Annotated in this window: 18 protein-coding genes; 12 read left to right on the forward strand and 6 right to left on the reverse strand. The window is 49.2% G+C overall.

The window, feature by feature from the left end:
* Positions 1-3: 3 nt before the first annotated feature.
* Positions 4-675, forward strand: coding sequence for a potassium channel family protein (locus PIL01S_RS19395; protein ID WP_127538945.1), 672 nt, complete (start codon positions 4-6; stop codon positions 673-675).
* 54 nt (positions 676-729) lie between these two features.
* On the opposite strand, the gene PIL01S_RS19400 is transcribed toward PIL01S_RS19395, so the two are convergent.
* Positions 730-1,653, reverse strand: coding sequence for a LysR family transcriptional regulator (locus PIL01S_RS19400; protein WP_127538946.1), 924 nt, complete (start codon positions 1,651-1,653; stop codon positions 730-732).
* A gap of 294 nt (positions 1,654-1,947) precedes the next feature.
* Between PIL01S_RS19400 and PIL01S_RS19405 the strand changes: the two genes are divergently transcribed.
* The 6 genes from PIL01S_RS19405 to PIL01S_RS19430 all read left to right on the forward strand — a co-directional run bounded on the left by PIL01S_RS19405 (position 1,948) and on the right by PIL01S_RS19430 (position 8,225).
* Entirely contained in the window at positions 1,948-2,616 is a 669-nt protein-coding gene (locus PIL01S_RS19405; RefSeq protein WP_127538947.1) for a succinate dehydrogenase cytochrome b558 subunit, read from the forward strand.
* A 41-nt stretch (positions 2,617-2,657) separates the two neighbouring features.
* Entirely contained in the window at positions 2,658-4,400 is a 1,743-nt protein-coding gene (sdhA, locus tag PIL01S_RS19410; RefSeq protein ID WP_127538948.1) for a succinate dehydrogenase flavoprotein subunit, read from the forward strand.
* A gap of 364 nt (positions 4,401-4,764) precedes the next feature.
* Entirely contained in the window at positions 4,765-5,529 is a 765-nt protein-coding gene (sdhB, locus tag PIL01S_RS19415; RefSeq protein WP_127538949.1) for a succinate dehydrogenase iron-sulfur subunit, read from the forward strand.
* Positions 5,530-5,706: 177 nt separating this feature from the next.
* Positions 5,707-6,654 (forward strand): metallophosphoesterase, encoded by a 948-nt coding sequence (locus tag PIL01S_RS19420; protein ID WP_127538950.1) that lies wholly within the window; start codon positions 5,707-5,709, stop codon positions 6,652-6,654.
* A gap of 72 nt (positions 6,655-6,726) precedes the next feature.
* Positions 6,727-7,476 (forward strand): metallophosphoesterase family protein, encoded by a 750-nt coding sequence (locus tag PIL01S_RS19425; RefSeq protein WP_127538951.1) that lies wholly within the window; start codon positions 6,727-6,729, stop codon positions 7,474-7,476.
* 137 nt (positions 7,477-7,613) lie between these two features.
* On the forward strand, positions 7,614-8,225 hold the full coding sequence (locus PIL01S_RS19430; RefSeq protein ID WP_110757061.1) for a GNAT family N-acetyltransferase: 612 nt from the start codon (positions 7,614-7,616) through the stop codon (positions 8,223-8,225).
* A 273-nt stretch (positions 8,226-8,498) separates the two neighbouring features.
* Here the strand turns inward: PIL01S_RS19430 and PIL01S_RS19435 are convergent, their stop codons facing one another.
* Together PIL01S_RS19435 and PIL01S_RS19440 are read right to left on the reverse strand one after the other, a co-directional pair.
* Positions 8,499-9,308: a histidinol-phosphatase gene (locus PIL01S_RS19435; RefSeq protein ID WP_127538952.1), complete on the reverse strand. Its 810-nt coding sequence runs from the start codon at positions 9,306-9,308 to the stop codon at positions 8,499-8,501.
* Positions 9,309-9,339: 31 nt separating this feature from the next.
* The gene (locus PIL01S_RS19440; RefSeq protein ID WP_127538953.1) at positions 9,340-10,242 is read right to left on the reverse strand and encodes a LysR family transcriptional regulator; all 903 of its coding nucleotides are present in this window, start codon (positions 10,240-10,242) and stop codon (positions 9,340-9,342) included.
* Between the two features lie 459 nt (positions 10,243-10,701).
* On the opposite strand from PIL01S_RS19440, the gene PIL01S_RS19445 reads away from it, so the two are divergent.
* The 5 genes from PIL01S_RS19445 to PIL01S_RS19465 all read left to right on the forward strand — a co-directional run bounded on the left by PIL01S_RS19445 (position 10,702) and on the right by PIL01S_RS19465 (position 15,575).
* A complete protein-coding gene (locus PIL01S_RS19445; RefSeq protein WP_095292039.1) occupies positions 10,702-11,160 on the forward strand; it encodes a chemotaxis protein CheX in 459 nt (152 codons plus the stop codon).
* A 55-nt stretch (positions 11,161-11,215) separates the two neighbouring features.
* A complete protein-coding gene (locus tag PIL01S_RS19450) occupies positions 11,216-11,989 on the forward strand; it encodes an SDR family NAD(P)-dependent oxidoreductase (RefSeq protein ID WP_095361304.1) in 774 nt (257 codons plus the stop codon).
* Positions 11,990-12,201: 212 nt separating this feature from the next.
* Positions 12,202-13,575 carry a DEAD/DEAH box helicase gene (locus PIL01S_RS19455; protein ID WP_127538954.1) on the forward strand — a complete coding sequence of 458 codons (1,374 nt, stop codon included), beginning with the start codon at positions 12,202-12,204 and terminating at the stop codon, positions 13,573-13,575.
* 27 nt (positions 13,576-13,602) lie between these two features.
* Positions 13,603-14,355, forward strand: coding sequence for an ABC transporter ATP-binding protein (locus PIL01S_RS19460; protein ID WP_095292035.1), 753 nt, complete (start codon positions 13,603-13,605; stop codon positions 14,353-14,355).
* A gap of 2 nt (positions 14,356-14,357) precedes the next feature.
* Positions 14,358-15,575 carry an ABC transporter permease gene (locus PIL01S_RS19465; protein WP_127538955.1) on the forward strand — a complete coding sequence of 406 codons (1,218 nt, stop codon included), beginning with the start codon at positions 14,358-14,360 and terminating at the stop codon, positions 15,573-15,575.
* Positions 15,576-15,757: 182 nt separating this feature from the next.
* Here PIL01S_RS19465 and PIL01S_RS29550 read toward each other — a convergent pair whose 3' ends face one another.
* The 3 genes from PIL01S_RS29550 to PIL01S_RS19475 form a co-directional block, all read right to left on the reverse strand.
* Positions 15,758-15,895, reverse strand: coding sequence for a hypothetical protein (locus PIL01S_RS29550; RefSeq protein ID WP_164764282.1), 138 nt, complete (start codon positions 15,893-15,895; stop codon positions 15,758-15,760).
* Between the two features lie 287 nt (positions 15,896-16,182).
* Positions 16,183-17,481, reverse strand: coding sequence for an aminotransferase class I/II-fold pyridoxal phosphate-dependent enzyme (locus tag PIL01S_RS19470; protein ID WP_127538956.1), 1,299 nt, complete (start codon positions 17,479-17,481; stop codon positions 16,183-16,185).
* A gap of 177 nt (positions 17,482-17,658) precedes the next feature.
* Positions 17,659-18,276 carry a pyridoxamine 5'-phosphate oxidase family protein gene (locus PIL01S_RS19475; protein ID WP_127538957.1) on the reverse strand — a complete coding sequence of 206 codons (618 nt, stop codon included), beginning with the start codon at positions 18,274-18,276 and terminating at the stop codon, positions 17,659-17,661.
* Positions 18,277-18,447: the final 171 nt, after the last annotated feature.

Consider the following 18,447-nt stretch of genomic DNA (forward strand, 5'->3'; position numbering starts at 1 on the left):
ACAATGAAAAGACAGCAGTTTGCGGTAATTGGGCTGGGGCGCTTCGGCTCGAGTCTGGCACAGGAATTAATGGAACTTGGCTACGAGGTGCTTGGCATCGATAAAAATGAAGAGGTCGTTGAAGACATGAGCGAACTGGTCACTCACGCGGTTGTGGCGGATGCTACGGATGAGGAAGTGCTGCGCTCACTGGGAATCCGTAATTTCGACTGCGGCATTGTAGCCATCGGTGACGATATTCAGACCAGCATTCTTACCGCAATCCTGTTGAAGGAACTGGGAGTGAAAACGGTCGTTGCCAAGGCAATATCCGTCTTGCATGGGCGAGCTCTGGATAAGCTGGGCATTGATCGCGTCGTTTATCCGGAACGGGACATGGGCATTCGGGTAGCCCATCAGCTCGTCACCCCGAATCTGCTGGACTACATTGAACTTTCCAATGATTATAGTATTGTGGAAATGAAAGTTCCGGCATGTCTGCACAATACCACACTGTCCAGCCTGAATGCGCGTGTACGCTACGGCTGCAGTATTGTTGCCCTGCAGAAGGAGACAGGAGTCATTATCGCACCGACTGCACTGGACTCTCTCCAGATGGGAGACATCATGGTCATTATCGGAATGAACGATGATATCGACCGGTTCGAACAAGAGATAATCAGCCAGGAGGGTTGAGCCGATCCTGGCGTTCAGGCATGAGCAGGTGCAGATAAAGTTGATATCGATCTATTAAGGCGTCGTAGTCCTCCTGGAGGGCAGCGGCGCCTTTGCTGTAAAGAGCGCTGCGGTTTCTTTGACCCACTGTCTGGATGTCTCGCTGAGGTCTTCCTTTTCCCCGTAGATCATGCAGGTGGTCCGTCGAGTCTGCTGCAGCTGGGGCAGATACACGGAGACCAGATCATTGTCAGCAAGCAGCTGGGGACGGAGATAGGACTTGGGCAGCAGCGCAGCAGCCTTGCAGGTGGGCAGGAGGCGTACGATGGCTTCAAACGAATCAATCTCCATGCGAATATCCGGCATGACGGCACAGCGCTGAAACAGATCATCTGTCAGCTTGCGATACCAAGTGCCTTTGGAAAAGGTAATCATGGGCAGATCCTGCAAGTGCTCCATCCCGGCCTCTTTGCCGGACAAAGGGTGCGTAAGCGGTACAACCAGCTCCAGGTGATCATCGAAGAGAGGTACACAGTTCAACCCGGCTTCATTAATGGAAGAGGCAACAATGCCAACGTCTGCTTTTTTGTCCCGGACGAAGGAAACGATCTCATGTGTTTTCCCAGTCACGAGCTTGATCTCCGCATTGGGATGCTTCTCCATGAAAGTATTGACCAAAGGGGGGAGTGTGGTCTGAAGTGTAGTCAGGGACGCTCCAAGCGTAATGGCGCTCTGCTCCTCGTCCTTATACTGGGCAAGCATGGTCAGAAACTTCTGCTGCTGCTGCTTTTGTTCCACAGCGAAGGTGTAGGCAAGTTGGCCGACACTGGTCAATTCAAGGCGTTTGCCTCGGCGGTGAAAAAGCGATACCCCCAGTTCATCCTCCAGTTTCGCAATTTTGCGCGAGAGGGCAGGCTGAGACAGATTCAGCAATTTGGATGCACGATTCAGACTCGATTGCTCCACGACTGCCGCAAATGCATTTAAATCCTCGAACATAAACACTAACCTCTTTTCCATGGGGTGTGATTGTTGTCCTTGATAAATCGTTTTCAATGCGATATGCCTGCCTGTCCGATGTTTCAGCTCTTATACCTATAGGTTATAACATTTAATAATTATATTGCAATTCCATTATAAGAAAAAAAGGAGTAACATGAATTGTGACACAAGTTGTTCACACCTGATGAAAACGGAACAATTTGTCGAACCTTTCCATGGGAAAGGTTTGTGTCATGATAAGCGAAATATTTTATGAAAACGTTGTATTTAGCGAAAGGGGAACGACATTTTATGAAAGGGTTTTACTCCAGAAAGCTGCACTCCTTGCTTGGCGTCATCCCGCTCAGTTTGTTTTTTCTTGAGCACCTGGTGACGAACTTCTCGGCAGTTGAAGGCGGCAAAGAAGGTTTCGACGGTGCTGTTGCCTTCCTGAACAGTCTGCCTCTCGTTATTGTTTTGGAAACGGTTCTCATCTGGTTGCCGTTGTTCTATCACGGTGTATACGGTCTGTACATTGCTTACCAGGCCAAGCCTAATGTCGGACGTTACGGCAATGAACGCAACTGGCGCTACACATTGCAGCGGATCAGTGGTGTCATTACGTTTGTTTTCGTAATCTGGCACGTTTGGGAGACTCGTGTGCAGGTTGCATTGGGTAATGTAACGCACGAACAACTTGGCGGTGTCATTCATGACGTCGTGATGAACCCGGTAACGTTTATTTTATATCTGATCAGTGTGGTTGCAGCCTCCTACCACTTTGCTAACGGCTTATGGTCGTTCCTGGTTAGCTGGGGGATTACCGTTGGACCGCGTGCGCAGCGTGTATCTTCTTATGTGTGCATGAGTCTGTTCGGTATTGTGGCTATTATGTTTATCGCTTCGTTGTTTGCTTTCCGGAGCATTGATTTCCAAACGGCAACAACGATGCTTGATACGATTAAGACAGTTCTGATTTAAGCATTTGTGATAAATGCTGACTTATAAGGGAGTGAACAGCAATGGCATCATCTAATGTAATTATTGTGGGCGGAGGTCTCGCGGGGTTGATGGCGGCGATCAAATCGGCTGAGGCCGGAGTCCATGTTCATTTATTTTCATTGGTTCCCGTAAAAAGATCCCACTCCGTATGCGCACAGGGTGGCATTAACGGGGCGGTAAACACCAAGGGTGAGGGCGACTCCCCATGGGTTCACTTTGACGATACCGTGTATGGCGGCGACTTCCTTGCGAACCAGCCACCAGTTAAAGCGATGTGTGAAGCAGCACCTGGTATTATCCACCTGATGGACCGGATGGGCGTTATGTTCAACCGGACACCGGAAGGTTTGCTTGATTTCCGCCGTTTCGGGGGTACGAAGCATCACCGTACGGCATTTGCCGGAGCCACGACAGGACAACAACTGCTCTATGCATTGGATGAGCAGGTTCGTCGCTGGGAAGCAGCAGGTCTCGTTACCAAATATGAGAACTGGGAGTTCCTGCAGGCAGTTATTGATGACGAGGGGATCTGTCGCGGAATTGTGGCACAGGACCTGAAAACAATGAAGGTGCAGACGTTCCCTGCAGAAGCGGTTATTCTCGCAAGCGGCGGCCCTGGTATTATTTTCGGTAAAACAACGAACTCCGTTATCAATACAGGTACAGCAGCAAGTGCGGTGTACCAGCAAGGCGTGAACTACGCCAACGGGGAATTCATTCAGATTCACCCAACAGCCATTCCAGGAGATGACAAGCTTCGTCTGATGTCCGAATCGGCGCGTGGTGAAGGTGGCCGGATCTGGACGTACAAAGACGGTAAGCCATGGTACTTCCTTGAAGAGAAGTATCCTTCCTACGGTAACCTCGTTCCTCGTGATATCGCAACGCGTGAAATCTTCAGCGTTTGTGTGGATATGGGACTTGGAGTTAACGGTGAGAACATGGTCTACCTTGACCTGTCTCACAAGGATCCGAAGGAGCTGGATGTTAAACTCGGCGGTATCATTGAAATTTACGAGAAGTTCATGGGTGATGACCCACGTAAAATCCCGATGAAAATCTTCCCGGCAGTTCACTATTCCATGGGCGGCATGTGGGTGGACTACAATCAAATGACGAACATTCCGGGGCTGTTCGCCGCTGGTGAATGTGAATATCAATACCATGGCGCAAACCGTCTGGGTGCAAACTCGCTCGTATCGGCCATTTATGGTGGTATGGTAGCTGGCCCGAAAGCAGTTGAATATATCAAGGGACTCAAAAAATCGTCCGCTGATGTAAATTCTTCTGTATTTGACGGCTACACCAAACGTCAAACGGATAAATATGAAGGCATCCTAAAAATGCAGGGTAACGAAAATGCCTATGTCATTCATAAGGAGCTTGGCGAGTGGATGACGGCGAATATGACCGTTGTACGCTACAACGATAAACTGGAAGCCACTATCGGCAAAATCAAGGAATTGAAAGAGCGTTACGGCAAAATCAACATGTACGATACATCCGGTTGGAATAACCCGGGTGCAGCATTCACACGTCAGCTGTGGAACATGCTTGAACTTGCTGAAGCGATGACACTCGGCGCACTGCTGCGTAACGAAAGCCGCGGGGCACACTACAAACCAGAATTCACGGAGCGTAACGATGAGGAGTTCCTGAAAACGACCATCGCCAGCTGGTCGAAGGAAGGCCCGCAAATCTCGTACGAGCCTGTAGATGTATCCCTGATTCCACCACGGATCCGAGACTATTCGAAAGATTAAGTAAAGCCGGATAGATTTCAATTTATAAGTTTAAAGTTAAACGTCTATAAGGATAGCCCGAAAGATACTGAAGAAGCGAAGCATTCGCGAAGCTTCTGAGGTTAACAAGGCAATCCAGAATGAATTATTGCTACTTTCAGTAAAGAGACTCAGCAGCACGACGCAGCGGAGGAAGCGGAAATGACCTGAAGAAGCGAAGCGTCCGCCTTTGATACTCCATTTTATCCGATAAATTAGTCATTCAGTAAAATGGAGGAGCAACAGCGGTCGGAAGGACATTCCGCTGACGGAGCGTCTACCGTGCATACAACGTCTCTTTACGCATCAGCAATCAATCATCGTCACCAAAGGAGGGGACAACGATATGGCGGAACAAGCTACAGCGAACAAAACCGTCAAGTTTATCATCACCCGTCAGGACAGCCCGGAGTCGTCTTCGTACAACGAAGAATTTGAACTTCCGTACCGTCCCGGCATGAACGTTATTAGTGCCCTGATGGAGATTCAGCGGAACCCGGTTAACAAAGACGGCAAGTCCATTGCCCCTGTCTGCTGGGAATCGAACTGTCTCGAAGAAGTCTGTGGAGCATGCTCCATGGTGATCAACGGTAAGCCACGTCAAGCGTGTGCTGCCCTGATCGATAAGTTGGAACAGCCGGTTCGTATCGAACCGATGAAAACCTTCCCGGTTGTTCGTGACTTGGTCATTGACCGCACCCGGATGTTTAATGCCCTGAAACGGGTTAAAGCCTGGATTCCAATTGATGGTACCTACGACCTCGGTCCAGGTCCGCGGATGCCGGAGAAGAAGCGCCAATGGGCTTATGAGCTCTCCAAGTGTATGACATGTGGTGTGTGTCTGGAAGCTTGTCCTAACGTGAATGAAAAAACAGACTTTATCGGCCCGGCAGCACTTTCCCAAGTCCGCCTGTTCAATGCTCACCCAACAGGAGAGATGAACGCCGAGGATCGTTTGGAAGCCCTGATGGAAGATGGGGGAATTGAGGGCTGCGGTAACTCGCAGAACTGTGTGCGCTCTTGTCCAAAAGGCATTCCGCTGACAACTTCCATTGCGGAAATGAACAAACAAACAACCAAGCATATGTTCAAACGCTGGTTGGGCGTATAGTATCGTGAAAATCCCTTGCAGATGTGGAATCTGCAACATTAGGAGAAGTCGTGACCTTCGGCAGCTTGCTGCTGAAGATCACGGCTTCTTTTTCTACAATTGCGAAGGAACCGGGCTCGTCATGCAGAATATGGTATACTGTAGAGATGCATGTAGAGCGGAGAAGGAGGGGAAGACATGGCAGAGACACCGCGTAAGGGCAGCTCATGGCCACCGCCCCGGCGCTCAGACGCTGGATCCGAGCAAGGGTCCATTTTTCCCGGTGAGGAGAAGGATCACGATCCCTCCCGGCGCAGTTTCCTGTTACGGATGATTGTGATGACGGCAGGTGCAGCCTTATTCACAGGGGGATATGCATGGCTCTGGGAGCCGCGCCGTCTGGAAGTGAAGCAAGTACCCTTGGAACTGCCAGGATTCCCTCAGTCATTCGAGGGGCTGCGTATTGTACAGTTTAGCGATGCACATCTTGGCTTTCATACCGGTTTGAAGGAAATGGAGAAGCTGGCTGAGACCATACAGGAGCAAACGCCGGATCTGATCTGTTTTACCGGAGATATGGTGGAACGGGAAGCTGAACCGATGCGGGAGTGTATACCCGTGCTGGCATCCATGCAGGCCAAGTATGGCAAATTCGCCGTATTGGGGAATCATGATTACCGGGGCAGACAGCAGAAACAAGTGGAAGCGATGTTCAAGGAAGCCGGCTTCACGTTGCTTCGCAACAGTCATGCTGTCATTAAACAAGGGAACGAGCAAATCGCGGTGACAGGTCTGGATGATGCTCTTACAAGCCAGCCGAATCCTTTGGAAGCAATCGAAGGTTTGGACAACGATACGTGGAAACTATTGCTGATGCACGAGCCGGATTATGCCGATATGGCGGAGCCGTTCGGATTTGGACTTCAGTTATCTGGTCATAGCCATGGCGGGCAGGTTCGTTTCCCTTGGATTGGAGCCGTTACCACGCCTCGAGGTTCACGCAAGTATATTCAAGGGTTATATTATGCAGGCAAGGCACGTATGCCTGTATATGTGAATCGCGGTTTTGGCATGACCCAGCTGCCGATTCGTTTTTTGTGCAGACCGGAATTGACTGTTTTTGAATTAAGGGGAACACGAACATAGCGTTTATACAAAATGAATTTAATTTTTGAGTTTTTCTAAGTCTTCAAAGTATTCGACGAGGAGGTTGGCCAGATGGAACGAATTGCGATTGTATCCGATATTCATGGCAACATGACAGCTTGGGAAGCTGTACTCAGAGATATCCGGAGTCGCGGGATGGAGCGTATCTTTTGTCTGGGCGACCTCGTGGGCAAAGGTCCGGATCCGGTGCAGGTGGTTGATTCGGTGAGAGAGACGTGTGAATACGTGATCCGGGGCAATTGGGATGAGCTGGTTGCGGTGAACCAGGATAATGAGAATTTTACTTGGCAGGCTGCACGATTGGGAGCAGAACGGCTTGCATACTTGAAGAGCCTTCCCTTCAGCCACCAATTTGAACTCAGTGGGCGCACCATTCGTCTGGTGCACGCCTCGCCGCAGAGTGTGTATCACCGGGTGCAGCCATGGGACGAAATGGAGAAAAGGATAGCCATGTTTGATGCTCCGGCAGATCATCCGGATCTTGGTGAAGCAGATATCGTGGGATATGGAGATGTGCATAACGCTTACTTGCAGCATTTTAATGGGAAAATGTTGTTTAATGCCGGAAGCGTAGGTAATCCTCTCGATATGACCCAAGCCTCTTACTGCATCCTTGAAGGAGAGAGTGGCCGTGATCGAAACAAGGCCTTCAACCTTCAATTTGTCCGGGTTCCCTATGATATTGAGCGTGAAGTGCTGGCTGCACAACAAGCCAATGTACCTTCATTGGACTTTTACATCCGGGAGATTCGTACGGGGATCTATCGGGGACTGCAGGAACAGAACTCGGCAGAGGAATAAATAATGGCAATGAATCGACATACTAACGTTTGAAAACCAAGACGGCGTGTTATCCACCATTTTTACATGAGCCGGATCATCCCAGAGCTTGCTTGTCTTACCGGACCAGAACCCGATAGACAAAAGGAGCGATTGCCATGCTTACCCGAAAAATGCTGGGTCAAGGACTTCCTGTGTTATGGACAGACCGACTGCTGCTTCGATCTTTGCGTCAGAGTGATTTCAGCACATTATCGGAACTGTTTTCCGATCCGCAAGTCATTCAATATGTGAATAGGGGAGGCCAACCAACGCCAATTCGTGCCCGGCGACTCCTGAATCAGATCCGGAGCAGCAGTTCGAAGCTGGATTCGCTGCATTACGGCATCTGCTGGAAAGGCAGGGAGCAGATCATTGGCATCACGTCTTTTCAGCACTGGAATGAGCATAGCGGCACAGCCCAGATTGGCTATATTTTAAACAGATCCTGCTGGGGCATGGGCGTAGCAACCGAAGCGGTACAGCGACTGCTGCACTTTGGTTTTACGGAGCTGAACCTTCAAAAAGTGGAAGCGCGCTGCTACGAAGCCAATGTATCATCCGAACGGGTGCTTCGCAAAAGCGGGATGTCGTACGAACGCACTCTTCCTTCATTTGGATGGAGTCAAGAGGATGGTCAGACACAAGACACTCTGCTCGACGTCAAAGTCTATGCTTTATATCGGGAAGAGCATGTGCGATTACAAAAGGATAAAAGCCTGCAAACCTAGGTATCCAACAAACAAAAATAACATAGAATAAAATAGCAAAATCAGTTGAATCGAACTTCAATCATTTGTTACACAATTGAAATATAGCTGCAATTGAACTCTAACAGACAGCGGGTAAACTTATCTCATGACCCCCTTTTTGATAAATAGATATGCTGTTGGGACCCGCCGCGAGCGGGTTCATTTTTTTTGTCCAAAAGAAAAACCCTACGATAGGGATCGTCCCTTAGACCGTAGGGTTTCAAGCTTGTTATTCTGTTGTCGTTACAGTCGTTACAAAGGAACAATCTGCATCTGTTTCTGTTTAAAATAAACCCATTCCGTAAAGCCGATCTCTTTCAGGCGAGTCTGAACATCTTCCAACTCGTCTGCTACGCGAGAAGGCTTGTGCGCATCGGATCCGAAGGTGACTTTTACGCCGTAATGATTCGCTCTCTCCAAAATGGCATCAGAGGGATACCAGCCGCCGCTTAGCTTCGTTTTGCCGGAGGTGTTGATCTCAATCGCCACACCCGCCTCCGCAATAACCTGCAAGGTTTCATCAATGGCATGATCAGCCACAATCTCGGAGAATGCAGGGTAATTGCCTTTCATGGCATCAATATGTCCAAGGATCTGGAACATGCCACTCCGGGCAGACTGTGAAATCAATGAATAGTAGCGTTCCTTCACTTCGATTTTCCGTGCATCACTGAGTCCCTTCCACCGGGTTTTATTGAAAATGCTGACATCCTCCGTGTGGTGAACCGAACCAATAATATAGTCAAAAGGATGCTGTCCCAGCGTACTGCGATACAACTCGGCATGGAGAGGGAAATAATCGGATTCGATGCCAAGCAGCACGTCAATTTTCCCTGCGTATTCCTCTTTCAGTGCAAGCACCTCTTCCACATAATGGCGCAATTCGGACTTGGCCATCGCAATGCGGGGGAATGCTTGCTCTTCCTTACTGGCGAAATAGGGCGTGTGATCGGAGATTCCAATGGCTTGAAGACCAGCCTGAATGCCAGCTTCGATGTATTCCCGAATGTTGCCATCCGCATGCCCACAGCGGAAATGATGCGTATGAAGATCGAATTTCATGAATGATCCTTCCTTTCTCCTGCCTTGTTTGTCATTCCGAACTGATAAATTGGGTTTCCGGCATGCCTTTCAGGTCGCTCAGGAATTGATGCATGGCCGAATTAAGATAACGACTGGATTTGTAAATGACGCCTACAGGATGACTAACCTCAAGCTCACTTAGCGGAATCATCCGAAGTGTACCCTGACGCAGTTCATGTGCGACGGATTGCTTGGATATCACGGCCGCTCCAAGGTTGATCTCGACCATCCGTTTGACTTCCTCACTGCTCGACAATTCCATCACAATATTGGGCTCAATGCCATGTTTTTTAAAAATGCCTTCCGTAAACCGTCTGCCGACCGTATCTGGCGACAGCATAATCAGAGGGGTGCTGCGCAGCACATCCACCGCAGCATGCTTCTGCTTCGCAAGGGGATGAGCAGGAGACACAACAAGTTCGAACGTGTCGTAATAGAGAACAGAGGTGTTCAGATTGGGATTGCGCTCGGTTAGATAACCGATACCAACGTCAATCAACCCATTTTCGACCTGCGTATAGATCTGTGAGGAAGGCAGGGACTGAATACTGGTTTTGATCAATGGGAACTGATCCTGGAAGTAGGATAGCACCCGGGGGAGAATCTGAATCGCAATGGAGGTTGTTGTACCCAGTACGATATGGCCTTGAGGCGTTTCATCGAGATCGGACAGCTTCTGCTTCAGTTCGTCTACAATATCTAGCATGCGCTCGGCATGCTCCAAAAACACTTGTCCGCGATCGGTTAAAGTGACAGGTTGGTTGCGATCTACAAGAACGGTGTTGAATTCATCCTCCAGACTTTTAATCTGGGCCGAGACGGCAGGCTGGGTTAGGTTCAGAAGTTCTCCCGCTTTGCGGAAACTCATCGTTTTTGAGATCGTAATCAGCGTCTCCAGTTGGCTGATATTCATGTATGGCCTCCTTGCGGGTAAGATGTCGTGTCATGGAGTGTTCCTGTGAGGAATGGAATCCCGTAACTTTTTTTTGATTTGTTATCTTAAATTATAGGTGATTCGAGACGGCAGGGCAATGAAGGAGACACGTGGAGTTTAAGAAGAATACATGAGCGTCAATTAAACTTAATATCAAGAATTTTAAAAAAATTACATTTGTTAAAACACAGTAAAAAAGTCCTAAATCTTAATGCGCATTGAATTGAATCAAAAGTCTTCCTACAAAAGGGGTGCAGAGTTCTGTTATTTCGTCAAAAACAGCTATAAACTATTGCCCCGCGCATGACGATAAATTATAGTACACATGACTTACCGAATTCATAGTGAATTCTTGTACGTGATAAAGTATAATAAAATTATTGAATATGGGACTTTTGGTATGTGACCAATAACCCAGTGTAAGGGGGACATTAGACAGTGAAAGCGGAAGTAATTAATCCTTTCCTGGAATCCGCACGCAACGTATTCGAACAACTCATCCAGGTTTCGCCTTCCACCGGGAGTCTTGGCGTGAAGAACGTAGAGTACATAGCAGACCATGTTTGGATCGTGATCGGAATGACCGGCCAGCTGAGCGGAAACATTGTTTTCGGAATTCAGGAACAAGTTGCACTGCGAATTGTCTCCGCCATGATGGGCGGTTTTGTAATTACCGAAATGGATGAAATGAGTAAAAGCGCCATCTCGGAACTGGGCAACATGATTAGCGGCAATGCGAGCACGATTCTGTCCAATCAGGGTGTCGTAGTGGACATCACGCCTCCGCAAGTGTTGAAGTCCGAACATTTGACTGAATTTAATGCAACGAAGGCACTGAGCATTCCACTGCTGATGGACGGCATTGGCGAGATGGATATTCAGGTCATGATCTCGTAGAATAGAACCATAGCCTGAACAGGCAAATGTGTTCAATACGGGAGGACTTCGGGGTATGCTGAAAGATCAGGTAGTATTCATCACAGGTGCGTCGAGCGGAATTGGTGCGCTCTGTGCACAGATGTTGATTGAAGAAGGAGCTATTCCCATTCTTGCTGCCCGATCTCGGGACAAGCTTGAACAGATTGGTGCTTCATTAAAAGGGCCGCATGAGCTGCTTACGCTGGATGTAACCAATGATGAGCAAGTACAGACAGCGTTTAACATGATGCTGGAGAAGTATGGACGAATCGATATTTTGCTGAACAATGCAGGTTACGGAAAGTTTGCCGCAATGACGGAAATGACGGTGCAGGAATTCGAAGATATGATGGACGTCAATTACATGGGAATTGTCCGCTGTACGAAGGCAGTTCTGCCGCACATGCTGGAACGTGGCAAGGGACAGATCGTGAATGTGGCCTCCATGGCTGGCAAAATTGGAACTGCAAAATCGGCATCCTATACAGCAACCAAACATGCCGTACTTGGATTCAGCAATGCTTTGCGTCAGGAGCTGCGTAAGACCGGAGTGACGGTTACGACCATTAATCCGGGTCCCATTGATACGCCGTTTTTTCATCGTGCAGATCCATCCGGTAATTACGTTAACAACGTGCGCTGGATGATGCTCAAACCGGAAGAGGTTGCAGGGCATATGATCCGGGCGATGAAGAAACGCAAGGAAGAAGTGAATCTGCCAAGACTCGCTTCGGCTGGCATATGGCTGTATCAGCTGTTTCCTCGACTCGCTGACCGGCTGTCGCATGGGGTCATGAACCAGAAGTAGAAATGCAGCAACCTGAGCATCATATAGGGAATAAGAGAAAAGCTCCGCCGAGGGGCTTTTCTTTTTTTGCGCCCAAGCGGAGTGTTACCGAATAAGATTTGGTCCACAGCCTTTTTTCGCATATAATGAAAGATAATGTGATGACAGGCTTATGCTCCAGAAGTACAAGCAGGAAGTAGCATCGTAAGAATAAAATTAAAGGATGGACATACATGACGAATGAAACATTTGCTTCAATAGGCGTGGCACAGGATCTGGAGGCGATACTCGCGTCGCACGGGATTAACGAACCTTCTCCGGTACAGGCCCAGACCATACCCGTTATTTTGGAAGGCCGCGATGTGGTTGCGAAATCCCAAACGGGTACAGGCAAAACGCTTGCTTATCTTCTGCCATTGCTGCAATCCATCAAAAGTGATGTCAAAGGTACACAAAAGCTTATTATAGCGCCTACCCAAGAACTGGCAATGCAGATCGTGCGCGAAGCACAGCGATATGGAGAGGGACGCAGCATCGGCGTACTTGGCCTCATTGGGGGCGCTGCTGTCAAGCGCCAGATCGAGAAATTGCGTGAGCATCCCGAACTGGTTGTCGGCACGCCGGGACGACTGAAAGAACTGATCACGCTGAAAAAGCTGAAAATGCACAACGTTTCCACGATTGTCATTGATGAGGCTGACCAGGTATTCCAGCTCGGTGGCGTGAGTGATGTGGAGTTTGTGCTTCGCAGTGCACTGCGGGACCGTCAGCTGATTTTCCTGTCTGCGACCATTGATGAGCACACTGCTGGACTTGCCAAGCGTGAGATGAAGGAACCTGTCCAGATCGGAATTGAACCGGACCGGGCAACTGCTGCGGGACTGGAGCATTATTATTTTGTGGAAGAGACCCGTAACAAAATCGATATGCTGCGTCGTCTGGTTAGGCAGTATAACCCTGATCGTGCCATTGTGTTTGTGAACGCTACAGAAGACATCGGCGAGGTAGAGGCCAAAATGAATCATCTGGGACTTTCCGCAGCCGCATTGTATGGTGATGCGGACAAGGTCACCCGGAGCAACGTCCTTTCTGCGTTTCGCAATGGCAAAATCAAATTGCTGATTGCCAGCGAAGTCGCGGCAAGAGGATTGGATATTGAAGGCTTGCCAATGGTCATCAACTATGACCCTGCTTTTGACTCGGAGCACTATGTTCACCGTGCGGGACGCACGGGACGAATGGGACGTAGCGGAATTGTGCTGTCCATCGTGGATGAAACGCAAATCTTCATCATGCGCAAATTTGCACGTGAACTTGGCATTGAATTGCCAGAACGCGTTCTGTTCGGCGGCAAAGTACTTGAAGCTGATCCACGTCCCGACACCCGGCCTGAAGGTCATTCTTTCTCGAGAAAACCGGGACCGTCCCGAGACCGCAAGCCAGGCCAGGCAGGCCGTAACGGCGGAGCAAGAGCTGCTGTGTCGAATCAGCGTACAGCAGACAGCAAGCCTGCTCGCAATGCTGGAAGAACAGAGCGGGATCAGGATCGTAAAAATAAGGGTGCACCCAAATGGAGCAAGGGAAACACACCGCGTTCCGAAGAATAAAACCTGACGAAAGAGGTGCAGGGATTGATGGATAACGGACAAACGCCCGTACTTAAAATCAGCGGGTTAAGCGGAGGATACAGTGCCAAACGGCCGGTTCTCCACGGTATCGATCTCGAAGTTGGACGCGGAGAGATGGTCGGACTGATCGGATTAAACGGTGCCGGAAAAAGTACCACAATGAAACATATTTTAGGCTTGATGACTCCCCAGCAAGGGGAGGTTCGGGTCATGGGCAAGAAGCGGGACGAGGACGCGCAGATCTATCAATCGGCGATGGCATTTGTACCGGAGTCCCCCGAATTGTATGACGAGATGACCGTAATGGAGCATCTGGAGTTCACAGCCAGAGCATATGGCGTATCCGAAGCGGATTTCAAACACCGTACGGAGAAATTGCTGGACCTGTTCCGCATGAGGGAGAAAAGCACAAGCCTGTCGACCCATCTGTCCAAAGGAATGCGGCAGAAGGTGATGATCATGTGTGCTTTTGTTGCAGGGCCCCCGCTCTACATTATTGATGAACCGTTCCTTGGGCTCGACCCGCTCGGAATTCGTTCTTTGCTGGATTTCATGTTGGAAATGAAGGCATCCGGATCATCCATTTTGTTGAGTTCGCACATTCTGTCCACGATTGAAAACTACTGCGATCGCTTTGTTGTATTGCATCGGGGTCAGGTTATCGCTCATGGAACATTGAATGAGCTGCGCACCCAGTTCGGAGATTCGGATGCGGCGCTGGAGCACATGTTCTATTCTCTTGTGCAGGGCAGGGATTAGGCATGGACCTCAAGCTGTTATGGAAGCAAAGACGCACGGGATTCTGGAACGGAATTCTTCCTTATCTGGGCTATGTCATACAGAGTGGCGTGGCCATGGTCTTTCTCTTTCTCGTCATTGCATTCTCTGCCTGGTATACCTCGTTTGTACAAAACATTCCTGCTGGATTTCCAATTCGCTGGATTGCATTGCTGCTGCTGGCACCGCTAGTCCTGTTCAGCAGTTATCGTACATATCTGCATCCTGCCGATATCGTATTTCTGAGACCTCAGGAGTACCGGATGCAGGAGTACCTGAAGAACAGTTTTGCCCGGGGAATCATCTACAAAAGTCTGGGCATGCTGCTCGTATTTGTTACGCTGTGGCCTCTCTATGTTCGGGCGGACCAGGATGCAAGGCCATTTGGCTGGTTTATCGTTCTTTTGCTCCTCTGGAAGGGACTGGCTAGCTATGGCGCCTGGCAGGAGCTGCGGATGGTTCAGACCGGGGCGGCCAGAGGCTATCGTTTGCTGCGCTGGGCACTGTCTATACTTGCGATTGCCGCATGGTTGTGGCAGCCTCCACTGCGTAGTGTCTGGTTCCTGTTGCTGCTGGCGGCCCTCTATGTGGTCGCACTGCGAATTCCGGTGAAGCACCGGATAGCATGGGAACGTCTGATTCAGGTGGAGCAGGGCCAGGCCGGTCGGGTCATGCAGACACTGGGCTGGTTCGTGGATGTACCATCATCCGGCCAGAAAGTAAGTGCTCGCCGCTGGCTCAGTAAGTGGGGAAGCAGACTACCCTGGAATGCAGGGAAAGCCTATCGCTATCTCATTACCAAAACATTCATTCGAACCGAAGTGTTCACCATTGTGTTGCGATTGATCGTACTGGGCATGCTGCTCAGCTGGTGGACAGCGGGAAGTTACTTTGGCGTAGGGGTATATCTGTTCTTCCTTCTGCTGGTTGGTGTTCAGCTTGGCGCATTACGCCGCAGTCATGGTGAATCCTTCTGGATCATGATCTATCCCATCTCTGCAGAGAGCCGCCGTTCCCAGGTGCTCGGATTCATCTTCAATCTGCATGCTATTGCTGCTCTATTGATGTGGCTTCCGATGTGGGCTGCCGGAATAAGTGGATTGAGTGTTACCGGAATAGCGCTGGTGCTCGGCGCGCTGGTGATCTACCTCATGAGGCGTTCGCAGGGCAACAAATGGTTGAAGGAAGAAGAAGACGAATGAAACTTGACCTTGTTGATGCAGACCTGGACTGGTGAAGGTAAACTACAGCAACGAGGGTACTGTTGATATAAACAAACAATATCGAAAAAAAGACGGTTATGTTGAGGCTGAGTCCCCAAATAACCGTCTTTTTTTGTTGCGGTCAGATCACGTGGCGCTGCCGCTTGACCAGAGCGATTGAACTAGCAGAGGAACGATTTCGTGATGATAACGAGCAAGATGAACAGAACAAGAATCGCACCTGTATTTGTAAATCCTCCGAAACCGCCGCATCCATAACCGTATCCATAACCGCCTCTTGTTTCTTCAACTCCAGACATGGGTCATTCCCCTTTCGAGTGGTGTTTGGCACGCCCTTGCGTACAACGTATACTATGTGCCTTGGGTTTTTGCTGATTGGGCCACTGCCCGGAATCATTTAGAAATAAATATATTTCAGGTGAAGCACAGCTTCTGCTGATGAAAATAAAACATGCCAAACAGCCCTCTCTGGAGACGTGGTGTGCACATCACCGTATAGAGGGCTGTTTATATTGCAGGACATGCCCAGAAGCCTGGGAACGTCCTGAGTTATTCATTTTTACAAGAGCGAAGCCGCTGCTTGGAATCAGTTGTTCTTCAGATCCGTAATTCCACGGTAGATGGTGTCAAACAGATCTTCCAATCCGGACTCTTCAATACAGGAGAAGGCGATGCGCAGATCAGCCTCACCCAGTGCAATGGTACCTACACCGTACTTGTGCAGCAAGTGGGAACGAAGTGTTTCTGCATCAACGTCTTTTAGCTTCAGACACATGAAGTAACCGGAGTTGAACGGATAGTAATCCCAGACCTCGCCGTATTTGCCGCTATCGAGAATGGCTTTCACCTTGTTCGCACGGCCTTTCATGATCTCAAACTTCTCCTGTTTCTGTGCTTCAAACTCCGGTGCTTTCAGTGCATCCAGGACAAAGGTCTGTGAAGGATGCGGACCACTGGAGATGGTTGCCCGGATAATGCCAAGCGTTTTTTGCTCCAGCGCATGCAGAACCGCAGCATTTTCATGTCCATAAGTGATGAAGCCAACGCGGAAGCCCCATACGAACTCTTCCTTCGTTGCACCATCCACTTTGACAGTGAGCACGCGTGGATGAATGTTAGCCAATTTGCCAAACAACGATTCGTGAATGGAATCCTCGAAGAACAGACCAAAGTAGGCATCGTCTGTCACGGCAATCACATCTACGCCTGCTTCCGCAGCCTGACGGATGGTGTCCACAATCGCATCGGCTTCTTGGCCTCCAGGTGTGTAGCCTGTTGGATTGTTCGGGAAGTTGAGCAGCACGATGGCTTTGCCTTTGCCCTTCTGTGCAAGCAGTGCTTCAAGCAGTCCCTGACTGTTAAAGTTCAATTGGTCATCGAACAGGGGATAATGAACCAGCTGGCCATGACGACGAATTCCGAAAGTCAGCTCGTAATTTTCCCAGTTTTTATCCGGATATATAACAGCGTCTCCTTCTTCAACGAAGAGATCGGCTACAATACTAAGTCCGTGAGTCAATGCATTGGTAACAATAGGGTTGCCAAATGTTTTGCCTTCAAGTGAAGGGGTCTCCTTCAGCATTTTGTCTCTCCATACCGTCCGCAGTTCAGGCTTACCCGCAGGCGGAGCGTAAGGATAGAGGTCCTTCGGTTGGAATGCAGACAGCTTCTCCTGAATAACCGGAAGATGCATCGGCACACCGCCCTCCAGAGCAATACCAATCGTAGCATTATAGGTCTTGGCCAGGCTTGCTGCTTCAGCAGACTGACTCAGGATACCTTCTTTTGGGAAATAGATCTCTTTGCCGAGCTGCGACAGCATGGAGTAGACGTGACTGCTGCCTGCCTGAATACTTTCGTTCAACTGTTCAGCCAGTGGATTCATTCTTTTCATCCTTCCAAGTCTTTGGGATTCAACTGCCTAACATTATATCACCTTGACATCCCCCCGTCACGGAAATTACGCAATATGACAGTTATATCACTTCACCGCGTTGTTGCAGGAGGTCGGAAGGCGGAATTTAGGCACGTTGTTCCCTATGGTGTAGCAAGAAAATACCGTTTATTGCTGGTGAAAAGGACAATATTTCCGCATCATTTCGGCTGTTTCTGTATCTCTTCCCTCATTGCGCAGTTCCAGCTGCCCGCTGATATGCTCGAATCGCTCGGTGGAGAGATTCTGACCAAATTTGAACTTGGCAGTGATGTGCTCCGGTACAATCCGAACCACAGCAACAGCTTTGAGATTACCCTTATACCGGGAATCGGCAGCATCAATGGGAACATATCCACCCTGCGGCTGAAGCTTCTCCATGAAGCGCTGCAGCACCTTGCCCTTGATTTCCAGATCCTGAACAGGCTCTGCCTGACCGGATGCCATGACACTTTTGAAAAAGGAGGTTGCGGGACAAGCCAGTTCGGGATCACTGAAATAGGAGGGGATCAGTGAAAATTCTTCAGCCACCGTAAAGCTGACCGAGGAATCATGCTTGATTTGTTTCATTTTCTCCCCGGCAAGACTGCCATGGAAGTAGAAGCATCCGTCCATATAGACGAAATTGAGTGGTGTAACCCGTGGTTGTCCATCCGGACTGACAGTTCCCAGAAATCCGAAGGAGCACTGATCCAGAAATGCTGTAATTTCTTTCTCTTCATTCACTGTAAATTCTTTGCGTCTCATATGGTTTTCCCCCTTGGTTGTGATTCATCTGAACTTGAATGGCAATTGAAATGTTGCTCTAACGATAAAACATGCATTGACATAAAAATAGATCCAATTTACATTCATTTTTATAGGCCAATTACTGAGGTGGAAGTTGGAGACTACAATGAACTTGGAGTAAGAAGCACC

Origin of the sequence: Paenibacillus illinoisensis NBRC 15959 (assembly GCF_004000925.1) — a bacterium.
Taxonomy (GTDB): domain Bacteria; phylum Bacillota; class Bacilli; order Paenibacillales; family Paenibacillaceae; genus Paenibacillus; species Paenibacillus illinoisensis.

Bases quoted from the DNA above. Each gene is read 5' to 3' on its own strand.
- PIL01S_RS19395 (WP_127538945.1), top strand. From the start codon at position 4: ATGAAAAGACAGCAGTTTGCGGTAATTGGGCTGGGGCGCTTCGGCTCG.
- PIL01S_RS19400 (WP_127538946.1), bottom strand. From the start codon at position 1,653: ATGTTCGAGGATTTAAATGCATTTGCGGCAGTCGTGGAGCAATCGAGT.
- PIL01S_RS19405 (WP_127538947.1), top strand. From the start codon at position 1,948: ATGAAAGGGTTTTACTCCAGAAAGCTGCACTCCTTGCTTGGCGTCATC.
- sdhA (WP_127538948.1), top strand. From the start codon at position 2,658: ATGGCATCATCTAATGTAATTATTGTGGGCGGAGGTCTCGCGGGGTTG.
- sdhB (WP_127538949.1), top strand. From the start codon at position 4,765: ATGGCGGAACAAGCTACAGCGAACAAAACCGTCAAGTTTATCATCACC.
- PIL01S_RS19420 (WP_127538950.1), top strand. From the start codon at position 5,707: ATGGCAGAGACACCGCGTAAGGGCAGCTCATGGCCACCGCCCCGGCGC.
- PIL01S_RS19425 (WP_127538951.1), top strand. From the start codon at position 6,727: ATGGAACGAATTGCGATTGTATCCGATATTCATGGCAACATGACAGCT.
- PIL01S_RS19430 (WP_110757061.1), top strand. From the start codon at position 7,614: ATGCTTACCCGAAAAATGCTGGGTCAAGGACTTCCTGTGTTATGGACA.
- PIL01S_RS19435 (WP_127538952.1), bottom strand. From the start codon at position 9,308: ATGAAATTCGATCTTCATACGCATCATTTCCGCTGTGGGCATGCGGAT.
- PIL01S_RS19440 (WP_127538953.1), bottom strand. From the start codon at position 10,242: ATGAATATCAGCCAACTGGAGACGCTGATTACGATCTCAAAAACGATG.
- PIL01S_RS19450 (WP_095361304.1), top strand. From the start codon at position 11,216: ATGCTGAAAGATCAGGTAGTATTCATCACAGGTGCGTCGAGCGGAATT.
- PIL01S_RS19455 (WP_127538954.1), top strand. From the start codon at position 12,202: ATGACGAATGAAACATTTGCTTCAATAGGCGTGGCACAGGATCTGGAG.
- PIL01S_RS19460 (WP_095292035.1), top strand. From the start codon at position 13,603: ATGGATAACGGACAAACGCCCGTACTTAAAATCAGCGGGTTAAGCGGA.
- PIL01S_RS19465 (WP_127538955.1), top strand. From the start codon at position 14,358: ATGGACCTCAAGCTGTTATGGAAGCAAAGACGCACGGGATTCTGGAAC.
- PIL01S_RS29550 (WP_164764282.1), bottom strand. From the start codon at position 15,895: ATGTCTGGAGTTGAAGAAACAAGAGGCGGTTATGGATACGGTTATGGA.
- PIL01S_RS19470 (WP_127538956.1), bottom strand. From the start codon at position 17,481: ATGAATCCACTGGCTGAACAGTTGAACGAAAGTATTCAGGCAGGCAGC.
- PIL01S_RS19475 (WP_127538957.1), bottom strand. From the start codon at position 18,276: ATGAGACGCAAAGAATTTACAGTGAATGAAGAGAAAGAAATTACAGCA.